General features: G+C 66.0%; 13 protein-coding genes. 7 read left to right on the top strand and 6 right to left on the bottom strand.

Annotated features, from left to right (window positions below):
- Positions 1-52: 52 nt before the first annotated feature.
- Genes DCM80_RS16175 through DCM80_RS16165 form a run of 3 tightly spaced genes read right to left on the bottom strand, consistent with a single transcriptional unit; the run spans position 53 to position 3,663 of the window.
- On the bottom strand, positions 53-1,198 hold the full coding sequence (locus DCM80_RS16175; protein WP_257192608.1) for a GNAT family N-acetyltransferase: 1,146 nt from the start codon (positions 1,196-1,198) through the stop codon (positions 53-55).
- Positions 1,195-2,547: an O-antigen ligase gene (locus tag DCM80_RS16170; RefSeq protein ID WP_257192607.1), complete on the bottom strand. Its 1,353-nt coding sequence runs from the start codon at positions 2,545-2,547 to the stop codon at positions 1,195-1,197. The genes DCM80_RS16175 and DCM80_RS16170 overlap by 4 nt, the downstream gene beginning before the upstream one ends.
- Positions 2,548-2,562: 15 nt before the next feature.
- Positions 2,563-3,663, bottom strand: a complete 1,101-nt coding sequence (locus DCM80_RS16165; protein ID WP_257192606.1) for a glycosyltransferase family 1 protein — start codon at positions 3,661-3,663, stop codon at positions 2,563-2,565.
- Positions 3,664-3,906: 243 nt separating this feature from the next.
- Here DCM80_RS16165 and DCM80_RS16160 point away from each other — a divergent pair, with 243 nt between their 5' ends.
- Entirely contained in the window at positions 3,907-4,899 is a 993-nt protein-coding gene (locus DCM80_RS16160; RefSeq protein WP_257192605.1) for a glycosyltransferase, read from the top strand.
- A gap of 3 nt (positions 4,900-4,902) precedes the next feature.
- Here the strand turns inward: DCM80_RS16160 and DCM80_RS16155 are convergent, their stop codons facing one another.
- Positions 4,903-5,931: a glycosyltransferase family 2 protein gene (locus DCM80_RS16155; protein WP_257192604.1), complete on the bottom strand. Its 1,029-nt coding sequence runs from the start codon at positions 5,929-5,931 to the stop codon at positions 4,903-4,905.
- A 393-nt stretch (positions 5,932-6,324) separates the two neighbouring features.
- Between DCM80_RS16155 and DCM80_RS16150 the strand changes: the two genes are divergently transcribed.
- The 4 genes from DCM80_RS16150 (at position 6,325) to galE (ending at position 11,594) form a co-directional block, all read left to right on the top strand.
- Positions 6,325-7,122, top strand: a complete 798-nt coding sequence (locus DCM80_RS16150; protein WP_257192603.1) for a bifunctional 2-polyprenyl-6-hydroxyphenol methylase/3-demethylubiquinol 3-O-methyltransferase UbiG — start codon at positions 6,325-6,327, stop codon at positions 7,120-7,122.
- A gap of 291 nt (positions 7,123-7,413) precedes the next feature.
- Complete coding sequence (locus DCM80_RS16145; protein ID WP_257192602.1) at positions 7,414-9,786, top strand: exopolysaccharide transport family protein; 2,373 nt, start codon at positions 7,414-7,416, stop codon at positions 9,784-9,786.
- The gene (locus tag DCM80_RS16140; RefSeq protein ID WP_257192601.1) at positions 9,779-10,582 is read left to right on the top strand and encodes a WecB/TagA/CpsF family glycosyltransferase; all 804 of its coding nucleotides are present in this window, start codon (positions 9,779-9,781) and stop codon (positions 10,580-10,582) included. Before DCM80_RS16145 ends, DCM80_RS16140 begins: the two co-directional genes overlap by 8 nt.
- Positions 10,583-10,601: 19 nt before the next feature.
- Positions 10,602-11,594, top strand: a complete 993-nt coding sequence (galE, locus tag DCM80_RS16135) for a UDP-glucose 4-epimerase GalE (RefSeq protein ID WP_257192600.1) — start codon at positions 10,602-10,604, stop codon at positions 11,592-11,594.
- An 80-nt stretch (positions 11,595-11,674) separates the two neighbouring features.
- Here the strand turns inward: galE and DCM80_RS16130 are convergent, their stop codons facing one another.
- Positions 11,675-15,790: a GAF domain-containing protein gene (locus tag DCM80_RS16130; protein WP_257192599.1), complete on the bottom strand. Its 4,116-nt coding sequence runs from the start codon at positions 15,788-15,790 to the stop codon at positions 11,675-11,677.
- A 508-nt stretch (positions 15,791-16,298) separates the two neighbouring features.
- Here DCM80_RS16130 and DCM80_RS16125 point away from each other — a divergent pair.
- A complete protein-coding gene (locus tag DCM80_RS16125; protein ID WP_257192597.1) occupies positions 16,299-17,657 on the top strand; it encodes an LLM class flavin-dependent oxidoreductase in 1,359 nt (452 codons plus the stop codon).
- 111 nt (positions 17,658-17,768) lie between these two features.
- On the opposite strand, the gene DCM80_RS16120 is transcribed toward DCM80_RS16125, so the two are convergent.
- Positions 17,769-18,224, bottom strand: coding sequence for an Lrp/AsnC family transcriptional regulator (locus tag DCM80_RS16120; protein ID WP_257192595.1), 456 nt, complete (start codon positions 18,222-18,224; stop codon positions 17,769-17,771).
- 152 nt (positions 18,225-18,376) lie between these two features.
- On the opposite strand from DCM80_RS16120, the gene DCM80_RS16115 reads away from it, so the two are divergent.
- Positions 18,377-21,808: an indolepyruvate ferredoxin oxidoreductase family protein gene (locus DCM80_RS16115; protein ID WP_257192594.1), complete on the top strand. Its 3,432-nt coding sequence runs from the start codon at positions 18,377-18,379 to the stop codon at positions 21,806-21,808.
- The last annotated feature ends 4 nt before the right edge of the window (positions 21,809-21,812 follow it).

The following is a 21,812-nucleotide window of genomic DNA, read 5'->3' as shown; positions in this document are numbered from 1 at the left end:
GCGCGGCCGCAAGGCCGATGCGCCCGCGGCATTCCCAGCCGGGAATGCCGCTTCAGCGTATGCCTTTGCCCATGGCTCGCGCCGCAAGGGAAGCGGCCGCGGGATAGCGGCGCAGGCCCTGCGCGGCATGATCGCGCCACGCAAAGGGCAAGCCTCGCCATGACAGCGCGACGCTGACGTCGGTCAGCGGCATACGCTCGGCGCCGAAACGGCGCTTGTAGTCCTGATTGCCGATGCTGAGGTCGAAGCGGCGCACGCCCTTTGCATGCAGCGCCGCCATGGTGCGCTCGATGATCAGCAGCCCGGGGGAGCAGCTCGACCAGGAATCGCCGGCGTGACTGATGCGCAGCAAGTAGTAAGTCGCGCCTTGCCTGACGCCGAACGAGGTGCCGATGACACCCTCGTCGCAGACCAATGCCGAAACCACGGCATAGCCTTCGCCAAGGCCCTGGCGCACGACATCGCGATAGAACCGCGCGTGGGTCTCGTCGTTGAGAACGAACGGCGAGCCGAGGTTCTGCATGCGCGCCTGCTGCTGCACGTCCATCACGTCCAGCAGCTCACGCGCGCGCGCAACGTCCGCAGCGATCTCGAACCGCGCGCCCTGGTGCCGGTCGAAGACGCGCCAGCACCGCGGCATCTGCATGCGCTTGATCGACGCCTGATAGGCCCCGTAATCATCGCCCAACAGCACGAGGTTGCCGTTGAGCGAGCAGGATCCGATCCGCCCGAGCGCCACCAGCGGGTTCGGCTTGCCGCCGACCTGGACCGGCATCTTCCTCAGCCGCAGCAGATCGAAGCGGTCCGGCAAGGCGCGCAACGCCTCGACCAGCGCCATGCCGATCGCATTCGCCGCCGCCGCATTCAATGCGGCATCGGGCGCCACGATCGGCGCGTTCTTGTCGGAGACGCCGAGATCGGCGAATTCGACGATGCGGATGCCGCGCCTGACGTGGCTGATCATCGGCACGATCGCGATCTCCTTGCCGGTGGCGGCATCGCAGATCACGGCAATCAACGGCGCGACGTCATCGAACGCCTGATACCAGGCCTCGAGCCAGTAGCCATGCTGAAAGGCGGTGCGACGCCCGGCGCTCAGGCGCGAAGCGGCCTGCCGCCAGTCACGCACGAAATCGATCGCCAGTCCCGACGTGGTGGAGACAAGGCCGTCCAATTGCTCGACGCCGAGACACGTCATGGCTTCGGATCCGCTTGCGCAACGCATTGGAACCTGGCCAGGAAGTGCAGGCCGGCCACGGCCAGCGCGAACAGGAACCAGATCGGATTCTGCCGTTCGAGCAGGAAGGTCTCGGTCGTGCCGTAATACAGGCCGAACAGCCACACGGTCAGGAACAGCTTTGCCAGGGCCCCACTGCGGCTGTGGGCCTGGGCCGACTGGAAATTGCCGAGCGGTGCGAGCACGAAGACCAGGACCACCAGCAGCAGGCCCGGCAGACCGATGGTGACCGCAAGGTCGAGATAAGCGTTGTGGCTGTGCGCCGCGGACGTCGCCCATTCCGCGCCCTGCGCGGTCTGCCGTGCCGTGACGTCGTCCCAGAAAGCCGCATAGCCGTGACCGGTGATCGGCTTCTCGGCGACGGCCGCGAGCGCGAACTCCCAGATCGCGGAACGGCCGGTGAAGGTGGGATCGAGCGGAAGCAGCCGCGTCATCGACCCGAGCGCCGGACTCAGGACGCTGCCGACTGTCAGCAGGTTCATCGCGATCAGCGGCACGAAGCAGATGATCCGCTTCAGCCACAGGCTGGGGGTGACATAGACCAGCGAGGCGAGCGCGTAGATCGCAAGACACAGCACCGACGAGGTCTTGCCGCCGGTGAAGATCAGGAACAGGCCGGCCAGCCCGGCAATCGCGGGCCCCATCACGAACGAGCCGACGGCGGACAGATAGATGCCGACATAGACCAGGATCGTCATCACGGGCGAGGCGACGTTCTTGTGGCCGAAACTGCCGCGCCAGTCGCCGGCGAGATGCGGCTCGGTGACGTCGAGCGCGGTGTGAATCGAGTATTGCGGCGCGAGCAGGACGCCGAGATAGCAGAGCGCGAGCAACACCAGCGCGGCAGCACCCAGGCACAGGTTGAAGCTGCGCTGCGTCGGCGGCAGCAATGGCAGCAGGACTGCGAGCGACGTCATGCTGACGAGGAGCACGAAGCGCTGCATCGACACGCCACGGCTCTCGGACAGGACGATGTTGACCAGAAGCCAGCCCACGAGACAGAGATGAAGCGGCGTCACCAGAGTCTTCAGCGCGGGGGCATCGGTGCGAGCTGCGAACAGCGCCGCGACCGCGGCCAGGAGCCCCCATGAGACATAGGTCAGCGCCATTCGCCCGCCGACGACCGTGGTGACGTCGGGATTGCGCAGGTCGGGGAACGGATCGAGCGTCACCAGCACCAGCAGCAGCGACGCGACCGCGACGACGCCGCGCCCGGCCTGCGCGGCGTTCAGCTTCGCCAAGCCGTCGCGCAGCACGTCGCCGAGCGATCGGCTCTCGTGGTCGGTCATATCGGCGATGCTGCGGTCCATGCTGCGGTCCATCGCTCAAGACATCTGGTAACGCCGGTGGAGCTCCGGATCCTGGCTCACCGCCGCCGAGCGTCCGTCAACAGCCGTGCCGGAGCTCTGCGCGGCGTGCGGCCGCACGATGCTGCGCGCGATCTCGTAGTATTGCAGCGCGCGCTGCTCGAGCGTGAGGTTGTCCAGGATATAGCCGCGCGGGTCGAACGCGCCCGCGGCACAGCCGGCCCAGAACTCGTCCCATCCCGCCTCGAACCCCGCGACGTCGACGAACTTGGCGCCGCAGCGCTGGTCCCAGTACGGCACCGAGGACACCGGCGCGAACTGCACGCGGTGCGGATAATAATCGGGGTCTCGCCACGGCCCGCCCGGATCCCAGGCGAACACCGGCACGCCGCAAGCCAAGGCCTGCTGATAGGCGATGCCCTGGCTTTCGCTCTGGCACAGAAAGATCATCGCGCGCGAGGCCGCCAGCGCCTCCCGATAGTCTTCCTCCTTGTAGCTGCCGTAGCGTAACTCCGTGAACGAGCGTCCCTCCCTGGCGAGCCGGGCACGGACCGGCTCGATCAATTCCGGCGCATAGCGCTCGCGATCCCAGTGCACCTTGTCGTAGATCAGCACGTCGACGGACTTCTGCGCGGCCTGCGACGGCGCCCACAGATCGGTGTCGATGCCGACCGGCCAGGCCTCGGTGTCGGGCCAGTACGGCCGATACATGTCGACGTACCAGGAACCGGGCACCACGACCTTCTTGACCGGCAGACGCTTGAACAGATCAGGATCGTCGAGCGGATGATTGTGGGCGGCGACACCGAGCAGGATCGGATTCTTCCACGCGAACTTGTCGAGCAGGAAGGTCCGTCCGATGATGCAGGCGAGCTCGTCGGGATGCTGCGCGATGTAACGGTAATCGTTGACGCGGTAGCGGATCCCGAGCCGGTCGAGCCCCGCGCAGAGATTGAGGAACACGCGAAGCTGTCCGCTCATGCGCGGCTCGCCGAGCAGCAAGCGGCGCGCCGTGCGCCGCAGATGCCGGTCGCCGGGAAACCAGCGATCGTCCTTGTCCTCGTAGAAGAGGTTGAGGATCATCGCATCGGGGTCGTGTTCGAACGTCTTGGCGGGCACTGGATCCATCCGCGGCAACCGTGCCCGCATTCTCGCATGGGACCGGCTGACGCCCTCTTCCAAATTTGCCACAGGCTTAATGCCAGCGGCTTAACGCTAATTGACGAAAGCACGCCGACATATGCCTTCGCGTCAACGATCAGGCCGTAATGCGGATATCATTCGCAAGGGGCCAACGCTGTGACCGATCGCATCGTCCGTTCAGCAGTTGCGCCCTGGTTAACAGACTCTTAAGGGCGTGCCGTGGTTCAGATCACCGCCGAACAGGTTCTCGATTTGCCGGCCTCCACCCGCATCGTGCCGGCGACGCGCCAGCCGCTGCCGTCGAGCCCGACCACATCGGTATCCGTCGTCATTCCCGCCAAGAACGCTGCCACCTATATCGGCGAGACCTTGGCCAGCGCGCTGGCGCAGCGCGAGGTGGGCGAGGTGATCGTCGTCGACGACGGTTCCACTGACGACACCACGGCGATCGTCCGCGCCATTCACGACCCGCGACTGCGCCTGGTGACGAATGAAGGCGCCGGCGTATCGGCCGCGCGCAATCTCGGCGCACGATATGCCGGGGGCGAATGGCTGCTCTTCCTCGATGCCGACGACCGCCTCCGCCTCGGCGCGGTGGCCGCGCTCCTGGCGGCGGCACGCGGCGCGCCGCGGGCGGTTCTGGTCTATGGCGACTACAACACGATCGACAGCGACGGACGCCAGATCGGCCGGCGCGGCCTTCTGAAGGGACGCCGCAAGCCGTCCGGCGACGTGCTGACGCGGCTCGCAGCCGGCAATTTCATCGTCAACGGCGGCATCGCGCTCGCGCGTGCGGAGGCGTTCCGCGCCGTCGGTGGCTTCGACACCTCGCTGCAATATTGCGAGGACTGGCATTGCTGGTGCCGCCTTGCCGCGATCGGCGAGTTCGAGTTCGCGCCGAAGCTGCTGCTCGATTATCGTCTGCACACCGCAAACACCATGAACGCGGCGGTCCGGACGCCGAAGGACTTCTTCCCCGCCATCGCGCGGGTGTTCGACGACGGACTGATCCTGGCGAGATTGCCCGCGGGAACCGCGCCTGCGCTGCGCCTTGCCGCCGAGCTGCACCTCATCACCTATGCGGCGATGCAGGCCGTTCGCTTCGGCAGATATCGCCAGGCCTTCGGCTATCTCGGAATGATCGGCCGGCGTTCGCTCAAGGCGCTGCCGCGCGCCGCGGCGAGGACCGCCCTCGCCCGCTTCGGCATCTAGCCGTCACGACACGATCTTGGAGGCTTCATAGGGCTTCGGCGCGAAGCCGAACGCCGCGAGCATGGAGCCGAGCGCCACCAGCGCCGGATGCATGGCGACGACGGCCTTCGACGTCGCCAGCAGGCGAACGGACCGGACCAACGACAGCGGCAGCCGTCCGAGCATCCGCGCAAATACCCAGGCGCGCGCCCCTGCGCTGCGAGCAGCCTTATACTGCACGCGATAATTGATCGCGCCGATGCGCAGGCCGCGCGTTGCGACCCAGCCGAGGCTGGTGCGGCTGTGCGGCACGGTCTCGGTGATGACGGCCTCCGCCGTCCAGTGGAACGTCATCCCGGCATCACGGCACCGCACGAAGAAGTCGCAATCGCCGCCGCCGAGGAAATTGAACCGCAGGTCGAACGCGGGACGCTCGAACCGCTCGAAGACCGCGCGCGTGATCAGGCAATTGCCGCAGCCGTAGATCAGCGGCACCGCGCCGGAATAATCGTAGGCGGGACGGAAGGCGGGATGACGCGACAGCCACGGCTTGCTGGCATCCTCAAACACCGGCAGCACTGGCCCGCCGACCACGTCGGCGCCGGTCGCTTCCGCGGTGCGGACCATCAGCTCGAGCCAGTCGGGTGAGGCGATCTCGTCGTCGTCGATCATCAGGAAGCGGGTCGCGGCGGGAAACAGCGCTTGCGCCGTCTCGAACGCAGCGTTGATCGCCTGGCAATTGCCCTGCCGCTTCTCGACAAGGCACACGCCCTGGAGCCTGCCGGCGGCGAGAAACTCGGCGGCGACCGGCGCGCTTTCGCGCCGCGCGGCGTCGTTCTCGACCATGACGACGGCAAAAGAACGCGGGGTACGCTGGTTCGCCAGCGATTCCAGCGTCAGCCGCAGGTGCTGCGGCCGGCGGAAGCAGGGAATGCAGACGACAATGCCGACCGACAAGTCGAGAACGCGGGAGCTCGCCGCGATCTCCCGGTTGGGATCGCGCACGGCATCGGAGATGTGCGTGGCGGACAGGTCTGTCGGGATCAATGTCATGACGTTCTAGATGTCCGAGATATGTTGAAAAAGCCCTGCTTCAATCGTGCATCCCGCGACGGCACACCGCCGCGGGACAGATGCGTGCCAAAATGGGCAGCCCGCGAAGGCGCGTGCCGCGGCCTCGCGCCGGTCTGCCGGCCGTGCTGAAGCAACATCGCGCGCTTGACCGCTTTCGCCTGCTTCTCCCGCGCAATGATGCGTGCGTGATACTGCAATTCGCGGTCCACGCGCCGACGGAGCCCCAACATGAACAATGCCGTAGTTAATGCGTGTGCGCATTAACCCGACCGTAAGCACCGCAACCGGTGAGCCGTCGCGGCATCGGATTTGCTCTTCGGGCAAGCGAGTCTTTTCCTGTAAATTTGATTAGAACAAGCGCGGTCAAAAAACATGAACAAGCCAGCCACGATCGATTTCGCGACAGCCACGGCGATCCGTATCCCCGCCACTGCACCCGGTAAGGCCCTGCACGATCTCGTCCCCGGCGAAGCCCGCGACAGCCTGCTCGCCGTGCACGAGGTGCTGCGCAGCGAACTGCCGAACACTGAGCTCGCCATCTACGAAGCCGGCGGCGGCTCGTGCAGCGTGATGCCGCCGGAATTGCTCCGCCGCAGCAAGGTCACCGTCGTCGACATCGACGAGGACCAGGTCCGCAACAACAGCTACGCGGACGAGGCGATCCTGGGCGACGTGCAAACCTATCGTTTCGGGCGCGAGAGCTTCGATCTCGTGATCTGCTACAACGTGATCGAGCATCTGCCCCAGGTCGACGCCGCGCTATTGAATTTCCGCGACGCGCTCAAGCGCGGCGGCCTGATCCTGATCGGCGCCCCCAATCCCCGCTCGCTGTCCGGAATCATCACCAAATATTCGCCGCACTGGTTCCACGTCTGGTTCTACCGGCACATTCGCGGCATCAAGGATGCCGGTCTGCCCGGCGAGCCGCCATTCCCGACCTTCTTTCACCCGCTGGTGACACTGCCCCGGCTGGAAGCCTTCGCGGCCGCCAACGGGCTCGAGATGATCTACCGTCGTGAGGTGGAAAGTCCGCGCTATCCCGAAATGCGCCGGCGCAAGCCGCTGTTCGCTTCTGTCGTGGACGCCGGCGCCGCGGTGCTGAACGCCGTGCTTCCGCGCGGCGTCGACGTCCGCCGCGGCGACTATCACGTCATCCTGCGGAAGCGCTGACCATCATGACGCGCGCGCGGCCCATTACGGAGCAAGCGGAGTCGCGCGGCAGCGCCGTGCGCGGTAACGAACCGTTAATCTCGAGGGGCCCAGCGCATGGCCGGCATCACGCGGACGCAGCGCGGAGCGGCGGGCGCTTAAACGCTTTGTTTGCCATTTCGGTGAATAGTCCCTCAATGAGTATGGTTAATTTTCCCTGTTGCGTTGATTGGGCACCTATATCCCGGGTGCGTGGCGTAGAGCGAAGAGTAACCCCTCAGCCTGCGGCACTTGGAATGAAAGCTGGGGATCATGCTTGACTATAACCAGCCGATCGATCGGGCGAGACCCGAGCCTCTGCATCTGAGATCTCAGGCCGGCTTCAACGTGGTGGAGCTCGCCCATCTGCTGTGGCGGCGCAAGGTCGCGATTGCCGCGGCTGCCCTGCTCGGCGCAACGCTTGCCGTCACCATCGGCAAGAGCCTGACGCCCCGCTACACCGCCACCGCCCAGCTCTATGTCGACCCGCGCGAGCTTCAGCTCGTCGACCGGGAGCTGACGCCGCGCGCGCAGGACGTCTCCGGCATGTCCATGGTGGTGGAGAGCCAGGCGCGCCTGATCACCGCCAACAGTGTCCTGCTCAAGGTGATCGAGCAGGCCGGTCTCGACAAGGATCCGGAATTCGGCGGCAGCGACGGCAGGAGCCTGATGTCGTCGCTGCTCAGCTTGATTGGCCTTCAGCCCCGGGCGCCTTCGGCTGCGGCCAACACCGAGGTGCAGCTTGCGGCGCTCGAGGCGCTGAACAGGCACATCACGATTCGCAAGACCGAAAAGAGCTTCATCGTCGACATCGAGGTCTGGTCGACCGATCCGGCGAAGGCGGCGATGCTCGCCAACACGCTGACCAGTGCCTATCTCGCCGAATCCCGCAATTCGCAGGCTTCGGCCGCACGGCGCGCCACCAGCGATCTCTCCGGCCGCCTCAAGGAGCTGCGCGAGCGGCTGCGCAACGCCGAGACGGCGCTCGCCACCTACAAGGCCCAGAACAATTTTGTCGGCACCCAGGATGCGCTGATCAGCGACCAGCAGCTCTCGGCCAGCAACCAGCGGCTTTCCGCGGCGCGCGCGGCGACGATGGATGCCCAGGCACGGCTCGACCAGATCGAGGCGAGCCGCCGGACCGCTGCCGATGCCGGCGCGATTCCGGAAGCGCTGCAATCGCCGACGATCGCAAATTTGCGCGCGCAATATGCCGATGCGCGCAAGAAATACGCCGAGCAGGCCGGCGAGCTCGGACCACGCCATCCGGCGCTGCGCCAGACCGAGAAGCAGGTCGAGGACCTCAAGCGCACCATCAGCGAAGAGATCGACCGTTTCGCCCAGGCCGCCAGGAACGACCTGACGCGCGCCCGCGATTACGAAGCCTCGCTCAACCGGGCGCTGGAGGCGCAGAAGCGGCAGAGCGTCCAGCTCAGCCAGGCCGCCGTGCGCCTGCGCGAGCTGGAGCGCGAAGCCGATGCCAGCCGCGACGTCTACCAATCCTTCCTGAAGCGCTCCCGCGAGACCGAGGAGCAGGAGAGCCTGAACACCTCGGCGGCCCGCGTCATCGGCGAGGCGACCGTGCCGCAGCGGCGCTCGTTCCCGCCCGCGATGAGCCTGTTCGCCATGATCGGCTTCATCTTCGGCGCGCTTGCGGCCTCGAGCTGGTTCGTCGCGGTCGAGCTTCTGTTCGCCGGCGCAAACGCGCCAGTGCCCGCGCCAGTCCGCCGCGAACGCAAGCCGGCGCCCGAGACAGTGCGCGCTCCCGAGGTTTCGCGGGCGCTGGAAGCTCCGCGGCCCGAACAGCCGTCGCGGGCCCCCGAGATCGCGCAGCTCCCGCCCGAGCTTGCCGCGCCACCGCTGCAGCCCGCGATGGTCGAAAACCCCCTGATCGAGAAGCCGCTGATCGCGCGCCTTCAGGAGGCCGACGTCATTCACACGCTCGGCGCCATCCTCGCCAACGGCGGCGGCGTCGATCTCACCCGGCTGGGCTGGCCGACGCTGCGGCCCGGCTTTCCGCTGACGAAGCTGCTCAACGCCTGGCGCGACATGCGGACGGCCGCAGCCCGTCGCGCCGGCGGCAAGCCGATGCCCGTCATTGCGCTGATCGGCAGCGGCGAGACCGCCGGGCGCAGCGTGAGTGCGCTGAACTTCGCCCTCGCGGCTGCGCGCGATGGCGCCCGCGTGCTCATGATCGACGCCGACCATCAGACCCACGCGCTGTCGAACAAGGTCGCCCGCCCCGGCAGGAACGAGCCGAGCAAGCTCGGCTGGCTCTCGATCGGCAGCAAGGCCGCACGCGAGCTCAAGACGGTCAACGGCATTTCGGTGCTGCCGGCCGGCGAGGGCGATGCCGGCAAGGCCGCCGACGCGATCCGCAAGGCGATCGCGCAGGCGCGCGCCGCAGGCGGCTACGACCTCGTGATCCTCGACGGCCCTGCAATGCCGCTTCTTGCCGGCAGCCGCAAGCTGCTCGACGACACCGACGCGCTGGTGGCGGTGCTGCCGACCAGCCTCGACATCAACGACAGTCTCGAAGAGATCCTGACCGCACTCGGCCGCGCCGAGCGCAAGCTCGTCGGCGTCGTGCTCGACGAGCTCACCCCTGCAATTGAAACGCGTCAGCGAGGCAGACAATATGCTTGAGCGCCGCGTCAACCTCGACGGACGGGCAGCAACTGCCGACGTGCCGCGGATCACCGTCGGCGGGCTTCGCATGGCCGCGATCGATCTGGAAGAGACCGCCGATTTCATGATCGAGGCGACCGATCCCGACAGCCGCATCGGCCGTCCGCTGTTCCTGACCTCGGCCAATGGCGAGGTGCTGGCGCGCTGCTCGACCGAGCCGCAGACCGAGCGCCTGTTCCGTGCCGCCGACCTGATCAACGCCGACGGCCAGCCGCTGGTCGCCGCCTCGAAGCTGCAATCCTGGTTTCCGCTGCCGGAGCGGGTCGCGACCACCGACCTGTTCCACGTCGTCGCGCGCAAGGCGGAAGCGCTGGGCCGCACCTTCTACATGTTCGGCGCCAGCGAGGCCGAGAACATCGCGGCGGTCGAGAACGTCCGGAAGATGTATCCAAAGCTGAAGATCGTCGGGCACAGCCACGGCTATCTGCGCGGCGAAGAGCTGCGCGCGAAGGTCGAGGAGATCAACGCGCTTGCGCCGGATTATCTGTGGGTCGCGCTCGGCGTGCCCAACGAGCAGGCATTCGTGAAGGAATTCACGCCGCATCTCACCAATGTTGGCGTTATCAAGACATCCGGCGGCCTCTTCAATTTCTTGTCAGGCAGCCGTTCCCGCGCGCCGCGTTGGATGCAGAAAGTCGGACTCGAATGGGCCTGGCGCACCTTGCTCGAGCCACGCCGCCTGCTCTGGCGCTATTTGACCACCAACCCCCGCGCGCTCTATCTTCTCTTCAGCCGCAACCGACCCGTCCGCTAAGAGAAGAGCACAAGACGACATGACCGACCGACCGACTGTCCTCGTCACAGGAGGCGCGGGCTATATTGGCTCGCATGCCTGCCGCGCATTGACCGCCGCCGGCTATCAGCCCGTCGTTTATGACAATCTCTCGACAGGCCATCGCAGCTTCGTCGCCGGCCCCCTGGTCACGGGCGATCTGCTGGACGGCACGACGCTGGCGCGCGCCTTCGCCGACCACAAGATTACGGCGGTGATGCATTTCGCGGCGGCGAGCCTGGTCGGCGAGTCCATGACCGACCCGCAGAAATACTATGTCAACAACGTGCAGGGAACGCTGTCGCTATTGCAGGCGATGCGCAACGCGAACTGCCATCGCATCGTGTTCTCCTCGACCGGCGCGGTCTATGGCAACGCCGATTCCAAGGAACTGCCGGAAGACTTCCCCTGCGTGCCGATCAATCCCTACGGCGCCTCGAAGCTGATGATCGAGAGGATGCTCGCTGATTATCGCACCGCCTATGGCTTCGGCGCGTTCTGCCTGCGCTATTTCAACGCCAGCGGCGCCGATCCGGGCGGTGGCATCGGGGAACTGCGTGACAACGAAACCCATCTCATTCCGCGCGCGATGATGGCGCTTCAGGGACATGTCGATTTCGCCGTGTTCGGCGACGATTACGCCACGCCCGACGGCACCGCGATCCGCGACTACATCCACGTCACCGACCTCGCGGCGGCGCATGTCGCGGCGCTGAAGCTTCTGGAAGGCGGACACGCCGGCGGCAGCTTCAATCTCGGCACCGGCTCCGGATTCTCGGTGCGCCAGATCCTCGACGCCATCCGGCAGGAGACCGGGCGCGAGGTACCGCACACCGTCAAGCCGCGGCGCGCGGGCGATCCCACGTATCTGGTCGCAGATCCGTCGGCTGCGAGAAAGGTGCTGAATTTCGCGCCGCGTCACTCCGACCTGGCGAATGTGATCCGCACCGCCTGGGCCTGGCACCAGAAGGCACATCCGTTCAGGGCGCGATAGGGCCTTTGGATCGGGTCTGATCGACACATCGGAGCTGCGCTCCCTCTCCTGCAAGCGGAGAGGTGAACGAGCTGCAGCCGTCAGACGGCGGCGCGTTTCAGCCGTGACGCCGCGGCTTCCGTGGCGGCAGCGTCCGGCTCCGGCTGGAGCGGCGGGGCGACAGGCAGGACCATCGGCCGCAGCAGCTCGGCCATCTGCCGTGCCGGCAGGGGTTTCGAGACGAGGAAGCCCTGCATCTCGTCGCAGCCATGGGAGCGCAGGAACGCCTCCTGCTCGGCGTTCTCGACGCCTTCGGCGACCACGGTCATGCCGAGCGCCTTGCCCATGCTGATGATCGCCTGCGCGATCGCCTGGTCTTCGGAATCCTGCGGCAGGTCGCGCACGAAGGAGCGGTCGATCTTGATGGTGTCGATCGGGAAGTGCTTCATCAGCGACATCGACGAATAGCCGGTGCCGAAATCGTCGATGGCGAGGCGAATGCCGCGGCTTTGGATGGCGTCGAGCACCTTGAGCGCGCGGCCGACATTGCGCATCATCATGCTCTCGGTGACTTCGAGCTGGAGCAGCACCGGCGACATGCCGCTGGCCGCCAACGCCTCGTCGACGTCCTGCAACAGATGCTCGTCGGCGAACTGCCGCGGCGACAGGTTGACCGCCATCGATAACGGCAACAGGCCGCTGCGCTGCCAGGCCATGGCCTGCGCGCAGGCCTCGTTGAGCACCCAGCGGCCGATCGGCACGATCAGTCCGGTTTCTTCCGCGAGCGGAATGAACTGCGCCGGCGAGACGTTGCCGAGATCGGGATGGGCCCAGCGCAGCAACGCCTCCACGCCGGTGATCTGGCCGGTCTCCATCTCCACCTTGGGCTGGTAGTTCAGCGAGAACTGCCCGCGCTCCAGCGCCCGGCGCAGCGCACTCTCCAGCGACAGCCTTTCGATCGACTGGGTCTTCACTTCCTTGGAGAAGAAGCGATAGCCGTTCTTGCCGTCTTCCTTGGCGAGATACATCGCCATGTCGGCGTTCTTGGTCAGCGTCTGCGCGTCGGCACCGTTGGCCGGATACATCGCGATGCCGATCGACGCCGTGGTGTGACATTCGTGCCCGGCCAGCTCCATGGGCTGGGCGAGTGCAGTCAAGAGCTCGGTCGCGATGCGCTGGACGTCATCGATCCTGCCGCACTGATCGAGGATCACCACGAACTCGTCGCCGCCGAGCCGCGCCACCACGTCGCTTGCCCGCAGCGCGCCGCGGAGGCGGTTCGCCACTTCGAGCAGAAGCAGGTCGCCGGCCTCGTGCCCCAGCGAATCGTTGATGACCTTGAAGCGGTCGAGATCGATGAACAGCACCGCAAAGCGGTGATCGTGACGCTCTGCCGTGGCGATCGCCTCGCGCAGGAGCCCGTTGAAGGTCTCGCGGTTCGGAAGGTCGGTCAGGCTGTCATGCGAGGCGAGGTATTCGATCCGTTCGTCCGCCTGATTCTTGGCGTCGGCGCGATCGAAGTTCTCCATCGCAAACGAGACATTGTCGGCGAGACGCTGCAACAGCTCGACGAACTCGGCCGTGAAGGTGCCGGGCTCGGTCGACATGTAGATCATGACGCCGACGGCCTGGTCGTGCACGATGAGCGGAAACGCCGCGCCCGAGCGCGCGCCGTCGCTGCGCACGATGGCGTGGAAGGCGCGGACACGATCATCGTTCAGATAGTCGTTGCTGATGCAGGGCTGGCGCGTGCGGAACGCCGTGCCGCTCATCCCGCGCCCTTCGGGCCGCTCCGGATCGATGGAGAGGCGGACGTTGCGCGTGGTATCGGCAGACGGGCCCGCGCTCGCCACGATTTCCAGCTGATCGCTCCCGGCGCTGGCCAGCGCGATGGTCGTCGACGTGAACTTGGCGCCATTCGAGGCCGCGAGACACACGAGATCGAACAGCTCGGCCCGCGACTTCGCCCGCATGATCGCCTCGTTGGTCGCGCTCAGGGCCGCGAACATGCGTGTCAGCCGCTCCTTCTGCGCCTCGGTGCGGGCCTTCTCCTCGGCCCGGTCGAAGTTGTCGAGCGCGAACGACACGTTCTCGGCGAGGCGTCCAAGCAATTCGACCAGGTCGGGCGTGAACGTGTTGTCTTCGGTCGCAAGGAAAAGCAGGATGCCGATCGGCTCCTGGCCTGCCTTCAGGAGCGGGAAGCTGGCGGCAGCCCGCGTTCCGTCCTCGATCGCCTTCGTCCGCCAGTGCATCGAGCGCGGGTCGTTGAGGTAGTCGTTCATGACGCTGGGCCGGCGGGTCCGGATCGACATCCCGATGATGCCCTGACCCTCGGGATGGCCGGCGGCAAGGTTGCAGGTGCGCCCGACCATCTGCTCCTTCAGACGTCCCTTGACCGCGGCGACACGAAGCACTTCGTTGTCCCTGTCGATGATGCCGATCGTGGCCGAGGCGAACACGTCGCCGAGGACGCCGGCCTGGCAGGCGGCCTCGAACAGCTCCTCGCGCGTCTTGGCGCGGATGATGGCCTCATTGGTTGCGCTCAGTGCCTCGAACATCCCGCTCAGGCGATTGCGCTGCCTGTCGGTATGCGCCTTCTCCTCGGCGCGATCGAAGCTTTCCAGGGCGAAGGCGACATTGGCCTGGAGCCTGCTCAGCAACTCGACGAATTCGTCCGTGAAGGTGCCGATCTCCGGAGAGTTGAACAAGAACACGCCCTCGACCCGGTCGCCGCTGAACAGCGGCAAGGCGGCGGAGGATGCGATTCCCGTGCGGCGCGCGCGGTCGTGCCACGGCGCGATGCGCTCGTCCGCGAGCACGTCGTTGCTGACGGCGGGCCGGCGCGTACGGTAGGCGGTGCCGGTCAGGCCGCGGCCTTCCGGCACCTGCTCGGAGGTGGAGAACTTGAAGTTGCGAACCTCGTTCGCATTCGGCCCGTAACAGGCGACGACGCGCAGCAGCTCGGCGTCATGGTCGACCAGCGCGATATTGGCCGAGGTGAACTTGGCGCCCTTGGCGGTCGCCTCGCAGACGAGATCGAACAGCTCGGTACGCGAATGAGCGCGGAGGATGGCTTCGTTCGTGGCGCTGAGCGCGGCATACATGCGCGCCAGGCGCTCCTCCTCCACCGCAATCCGGGTCTTCTCGGACTCACGATCGAAATTGTCGAGAGCAAAGCAGACGTTCTCCGCAAGCCGCAGCATCAGCGCGACGACTTCTTCGTCCTTGGCCCAGGACCGGCTGATGAAGGACAGCATGACGCCGACGCTCTGACCATGCTTGATCAGAGGAGCGGCGACGCAGGCGGCGACGCCGGTATTGATATTGGCCTGCTCCCACGGCGTCCCCTTGGTGCGACCGGGCAGATCGTCTTCCAGGCACGGCTTCTGCGAGCGGAATACTTCCCCTGTAATGCCGCGGCCATAGGGATTTGCCGGATCGACGGAGTACCGGGTTCGAGCAACCAATTCCAGGTTCTGGCCGGTACCCGCAGCTGGCTTCAGCCAATCGGAATCCGGCTCCTTCAGCAAAATGACGGTCGAGAGGGATTTGCCGCCGTGAACGGAGGCATCGCAGACGCGCTGATAGAGCTCCTGCTCGGTCTTGGCACGCAGGATGGCCTCGTTGGTGGCGCTGAGCGCGCCGAACATGCGATTGAGCCGCCGCGTCGCCCGTTCGCTGGTTTGCCGCGCGGTCTCACGCGCGAAGTTGTCGAGCGCATAGGAAATGTTGGCCGACATGCGCTCGAACAGCGACACCATCTCGTCGTCCAGCGAATTGGCCTCGCTTCGGGTCACATACAGCACGCCGACGCTCTTGCCGTTGCACAGCAGCGGCAGCGCGGCAGCCGCGCCGATATGGGCCGAAGCGGCGCCCTGGCGCCACGCCAGCGAGCGTGGATCGTTGAGGTAATCGTTGCTGATGCACAGCTTCTGCTCGCGAAACGCCTCGCCCCCGACGCCCGATCCTTCAGGCGTGCCGGCTTCCGTCGTGACCATGATCGAGCGCAGCCGCGGGATGTCGTCGCCGGAGCCGGCCGCGAACCGCAAACGGCGGCCGTCCGGTTCGACCAGGAACACGGCGACGGCCAAAAAATCCCCGCTGGAGAACCCGGCGTCGCAGACCTTCTGGTACAGCTCGTCCGGCGATGTCGCATAGAGAATCGCTTCGTTGATGGCGCTCAACGCCGCAAAGGTGCGCGCGAGTGTCGTCGTCACGATCTCAGCTCCCGGGGCATTCTGCCTGTTCTTCCCAGGTGACCTTATGAAGGCCCATCGCCTAAATGGTCGTTATTGCGCGCTGCAAACTGTCAATCAAAGTGAACGAGCTGCGAACGACCGCGCCAGACTGCCGGAAAATACCGCAGCGTGGACGATTCCTCCACCGAAGGCGGTCTCTCTTGGAATTTGCAGCCCTGTCTTGGTTTACAGCCGGTTGATATCGCAACTGCGCTTTGAGACGATGGCCTCAACAACCATTGCCCGCGAAGGGCAGGAATCTCCGGGAACGCCATGCCGATCGCCAAGCCGATCGTCTCACGCAAATCAGCGCGGCCCCTGCTCCGCCGGGCGTCCCCTATCCCGGCGAGATCGAAGGCCCGCGCGTGCAACAGCGCCTGCGCGACAGGATCGAGATCGAGGGTGCCACGTGGCAAAGGCTGCGCGCTGGCGAGGGAATGCCGGCTCGACGCCGTCCTCGGTCTGGCATGACGGAAGGGAGAACAGCATGACGCGACAGATGGTCCTGGTCGGCTTCCTCCAGGCGCAGAACTGCACCAACCTGCCGAGCTCCTGGCGGCATCCGGACTCACGCGACGATTCGATGTCGGCCGATTATTATCAGGAGATCGCCAGAATTCTCGAAGCCGGCAAATTCCACATGGCCTTCTTCGACGATCGCCTGGCCATGCCGGACCGCTACGGCAACGACCACGCCCACACCGTCGAATACGGCATCCGCTGCGTGAAGATGGATCCGCTGATCGTTCTGACCACGATGGGCATGGTCACCGACAAGCTCGGCCTTGGCGCGACCTGCTCGACAACTTACTACGAACCCTTCGACGTCGCGCGCCGTTTCGCAACGCTCGATCTGATGTCCGGCGGGCGCGCGGGCTGGAACGTCGTGACTTCGCTCAATGACGGCGAAGCCCTCAACATGGGACGGGATTCGCATCCCGAACACGATTCCCGTTACGACCGCGCCGACGAGTTCATGGAGGTGGTGCTCGGTCACTGGGACACCTGGGAAGACGGCGCGCTCATCATGGACAAGCAAAGCGGCCGCTTTGCCGATCCGAGCAAGGTGAAGCGGCTCGATCACAAGGGACCGGCCTTCAAGTCGCGCGGACCGTTCACGGTGCCGCGCTCGCAACAGGGCCATCCCGTGATCATCCAGGCCGGCGCCTCCGGCCGCGGCCAGCGCTTTGCGGGCCGATGGGGCGAGGTGATCTTCACGGCCGCGCGAAATCTTGCCGCGGCCAAGGAGGGCTATGCTGCCGTGCGCAACGAAGCCGCCAAGGCCGGCCGCGACCCCGACCGGATACTCCTCTGCAATCTGACGACGCCGGTCTGCGCTGCGACCAGGGCGGAGGCCGAGGACAAGATGGCGCTCATCAACAAGCTACCGCTTGAGATCGACGCCCTGTCGCTGCTTGCCGAAGCGCTCAACTACGACTTTGCCTCCAAGGACCTCGACGAGCCGCTGACGACGGACGAATTGAAGAGCATGCAGGGCATTCTGGGCATCCGCGATGGCGTGCTGAAGGCGTCCGGCAAGAGCAATCCGAGCGCGCGCGACTTCGTCACCTTCTCCGGCCGCGGCCAGGTTCAGGATGCGATGGTCGGCGGCCCCAAGGAGATCGCCGACAAATTGGAGGAGATGTTCGTCGAGCGCGGCTGCGACGGATTTGTCATCGCCGCGACCTGCGTGCCCGGCTCCTACGCCGATTTCGTCCGGCATATCGTGCCGGAGCTGCAGCGCCGTGGCCTATTCCAGAAGGACTATCGTGGCAAGACGCTCCGGGAGAATCTCGGGCTCGAGCGGCCGGCGGTCGGTGCCTGGAAGGTCCAGCCGCGGGATTAGCTCGCAGAGGGAAGGCGGAAGCGTGCCCACCACTTTCGCAAATCAAGGCGAGAACGTGGGCACGGCGCGAACGCGCCTTTGCCCACCCTACGACAGCTGTGCGAGCCACTCTCAAAACGGCAGCGCCACGCTCGACTTGATCTCCTTCAACACCACGTTGCTGCGGACATAGCGGATGCCGGGGATGCGAAACATGAACTCGTCGAGGAAGCGGTTGTAGGCTGCCATGTCCTGCACGACGACGCGCAGATGGTAGTCGGCATCGCCCGTGGTCGCAAAGCACTCCAGCACTTCGCGGCGCCTCGTGACCCTGGCGACGAATTCGTCGACGAACTTCGCGTCGTGCCGCTCCAGCGAGACGTGGAGGATGGCCGACATCGCAAACCCTGCCTGCTCGCGCGCGACCAGGGCCGCATAACCCTGAATGACGCCAGCCTCCTCCAGCGCGCGCACCCGGCGCCAGCATGCGGAGGTGGACATACCGACCTCGTCCGCCAGTTGCTGGTTGGTGGCGCGGCCGTCCTTCTGGAGGTGGGCGAGAATCCGGGTGTCCTGGTCTTCAATCATGGAACCTCACAATTCAGTCAACCCTACCAACATCCGCATCCATATGAAAAATTGTACCAGAAATTGCCTTCCATGCGAATGAATAGGTAAGAACTACCAAGGCTCCGGGCATACCCTTCCACTATTCGGCAGGGTGCCGCGCGAGGTCTGCCATGGACGCCATTTCGTCACTCGACAGCTACGAGCTCTCCGACCGCTACGACCGCGCCGAGGGCCGCGTCTTCCTCACGGGAACGCAGGCCATCGTCCGCATCGCGCTCGACCAGGCGAGGCGCGACCGTGCCGCGGGTCTCAACACCGCCGGCTTCATCTCCGGCTATCGCGGCTCGCCGCTCGGCGGCATCGATCTCGAACTCTGGCGCATCCAGGAACGCCTGAAGCGGGACCGCATCGAGTTTCTGCCGGCCGTCAACGAGGACTTAGCTGCGACCGCGGTGCTCGGCTCGCAGCAGGTCGAGACGCAACGCGACCGCGAGGTCGATGGCGTGTTCGGACTCTGGTACGGCAAGGGCCCCGGCGTCGATCGTTCCGGCGACGCGCTCAAGCACGGCAATGCCTACGGCTCCTCGCCCCATGGCGGCGTGCTGGTCGTCGCCGGCGACGATCACGGCTGCGTCTCCTCCTCGATGCCGCACCAATCCGACGTCGCCTTCATGAGCTGGTTCATGCCGACGCTGCATCCGGCCAGCGTCGGCGAGTATCTCACGTTCGGCGAATATGGTTACGCGCTGAGCCGCTTCTCCGGCATGTGGGTCGGCTTCAAGGCGATCTCGGAGATCGTGGAGGCGGGCGCATCGGTCGCGCTGCGCCCGCCGCGCGCCTTCCGCACGCCCGATTTCACGCCGCCGCCCGATGGACTGCACTATCGCTGGCCGGACTTGCCGGGCCCGCAGATCGAGGAGCGGCTGGAGGCGAAGAAGCACGCGGTCTATGCCTTCGCCAAGGCCAATCCGATCGATCGTCACATCTATGATATCCCGGACGCCACCTACGGCATCGTCACCACGGGCAAGGCGCATCTCGATCTGATGGAGGCACTGCGGTTGATGGGCCTCGATGAGGCCGCCTGCCGCAGCATCGGGATCGACGTCTACAAGGTCGGCATGGTCTGGCCGCTGGCGCTGCACGACGCCATGGCCTTCGTGAAAGGCAAGCGCGAGATCCTCGTGGTCGAGGAGAAGCGCGGCATCATCGAGAGCCAGTTCAAGGAGTATTTTTACGACTATCCCGGCAGCAAGCCCGAACGCATGGTCGGCAAGCACGATGAAACCGGGGCAAGGCTGATCTCGTGGATCGGGGAATTGTCGCCGCGCGCGCTCGCGGGCGTGCTGGCCCGCCGGCTCGATCCGATGTTTCCGGGCCTCAATCTCGCCGCCCGCGCAGCCGCGCTGCTGCCGGAGGCGGCGCGCAGCATCAATGTCGCGGGCGCAACGCGCACGCCCTATTTCTGCTCGGGCTGCCCGCACAACATTTCGACGAAAGTGCCCGAGGGATCGAAGGCGCTGGCCGGCATCGGCTGCCATTTCATGGCGAGCTGGATGGACCGGGAGACCTCGTCGCTGATCCAGATGGGCGGCGAAGGCGTAAACTGGGCGGCTTCGTCGAGATTCACCGGCCGCAAGCACGTGTTCCAGAACCTCGGCGAAGGCACCTATTACCATTCCGGCTCGATGGCGATCCGGCAGGCGATCGCGGCGAAGGCCAACATCACCTACAAGATCCTATTCAACGATGCCGTCGCGATGACCGGCGGCCAGCCGGTCGACGGTCCCGTCAGCGTCCATGCGATCGCGCACAGCGTTCGCGCCGAAGGCGTGGGGCGTATCGCGCTGGTATCGGATGATCCCGCACAGTTTTCGCCCGCCGACCTGCCTGATGGCGTCACCATCCATCCGCGCGAGGCGATGGATGCCGTGCAGCGCGAGCTGCGCGACATCCCCGGCGTCTCGGTCCTGATCTACCAGCAGACCTGCGCCACCGAGAAGCGGCGCCGGCGCAAGCGCGGGCAGATGACCGATCCCAAGCGCTTCGCCTATATCAACGATCTCGTCTGCGAAGGTTGCGGCGACTGCTCGGTGGAATCCAACTGCCTCAGCGTCGAGCCGAAGGAGACACCGTTCGGCCGCAAGCGACAGATCAACCTGTCGGCCTGCAACAAGGATTTTTCCTGTCTCAACGGCTTTTGCCCGAGCTTCGTCACCGTCGAAGGCGCGGCGCGCCGGAAGAAGAGCGCAAGCCAGATCGACGCCGTCGGCCGGGCGGCCACGCTTGCCCTGCCCCCCGCTGCCCCGCTCGACCGCCCCTACGATCTGCTCGTGACCGGTGTCGGCGGCACCGGGGTGATCACGGTCGGCGCGTTGATCGGCATGGCCGCGCACCTCGAACGCCTGGGCGTCTCGGTGCTGGACTTCACCGGCTTTGCGCAGAAGTTCGGGCCCGTGCTGAGCTATATTCGCCTCGCACCGGATCCCGAGGCCTTGCACCAGGTGCGCATCGACCAGGGCGCGGCCGATGCGCTGATGAGCTGCGATCTGGTCGTCAGCTCCTCGCCGAAGGCATCCGGCACCTACCGCCGCGGCACGCGGGCCGCGGTCAACACCGCGGAGATGCCGACCGGCGACGTCGTCCGCTTCCGCGACGCCGATCTCGCCTCCGCCGCCCGGCTGGGCGCGATCGGCCGCGTCGTCGGCGAGCACAATCTCGCCACGGTCAACGCCAACGCGCTGGCCGAACGGCTGCTCGGCGATGCCGTCTATGCCAACATCATCATGCTCGGCTTTGCCTGGCAGGGCGGGCTGGTCCCGATTTCGTTGCAGGCGCTGCTACGCGCGATCGAGCTCAACGGCGTCGCGGTCGAGCGCAACAAGCAGGCCTTTGCCTGGGGCCGGATCGCGGCTTCCGATCCCGATTTCCTGCCGAAGGCGACGGAAGCGCCGGAGGCCGAGACGCTCGACCAGATCATCGACCGTCGCGCCGACTTTCTCACCGCCTATCAGGACAGCGCCTATGCGGCGCGCTACCGAACGACGATCGCGAGGGTTCGTCGCGCCGAGGCTGCCCTCAACAGCGAAGCCCTGACCGAGGCCATCGCACGCGCCCTGTTCAAGCTGATGGCCTACAAGGACGAATACGAGGTGGCGCGCCTGCACATGCAGAGCGGCTTCCTCGACGAGCTGAAGCGCGAGTTCGAGGATGGCTTCAGTGTCCGATATCACCTCGCCCCGCCATTCCTCCCCTCGGAGCGCGACGCACGTGGACGCCCGCGCAAACGCGTCTTCGGCCAGTGGATCCAGATGCCGCTCGCCATCCTCGCGCGCTTGAAGGGGCTGCGCGGCACGCCGTTCGATCCGTTCGGCTACACCCGGGAACGGCGCACCGAGCGCGACCTGATTGCGTGGTATGAAATGCTGATCGAACGGATGCTCGGCGAGCTCGACGCGGCGCGGCTTCCCGATCTCGTCGCGATTGCCAGGGCGCCCCTGGAGATCCGCGGTTATGGGCCGGTGAAAGAGACCGCGATCGCTTCCGTGAAGGCGGAGGTCGAATCCCTGTTGGCGCGGCCGACGGCGCTGCGAGCGGCCTGACCGC

The sequence above is a fragment of the Bradyrhizobium sp. WBOS08 genome (assembly GCF_024585125.1).
Classification (GTDB): Bacteria; Pseudomonadota; Alphaproteobacteria; order Rhizobiales; family Xanthobacteraceae; genus Bradyrhizobium; species Bradyrhizobium japonicum_B.
The sequence above is the reverse complement of the archived record's forward strand: the minus strand, read 5'-3'. Positions and strand labels throughout refer to the sequence as shown.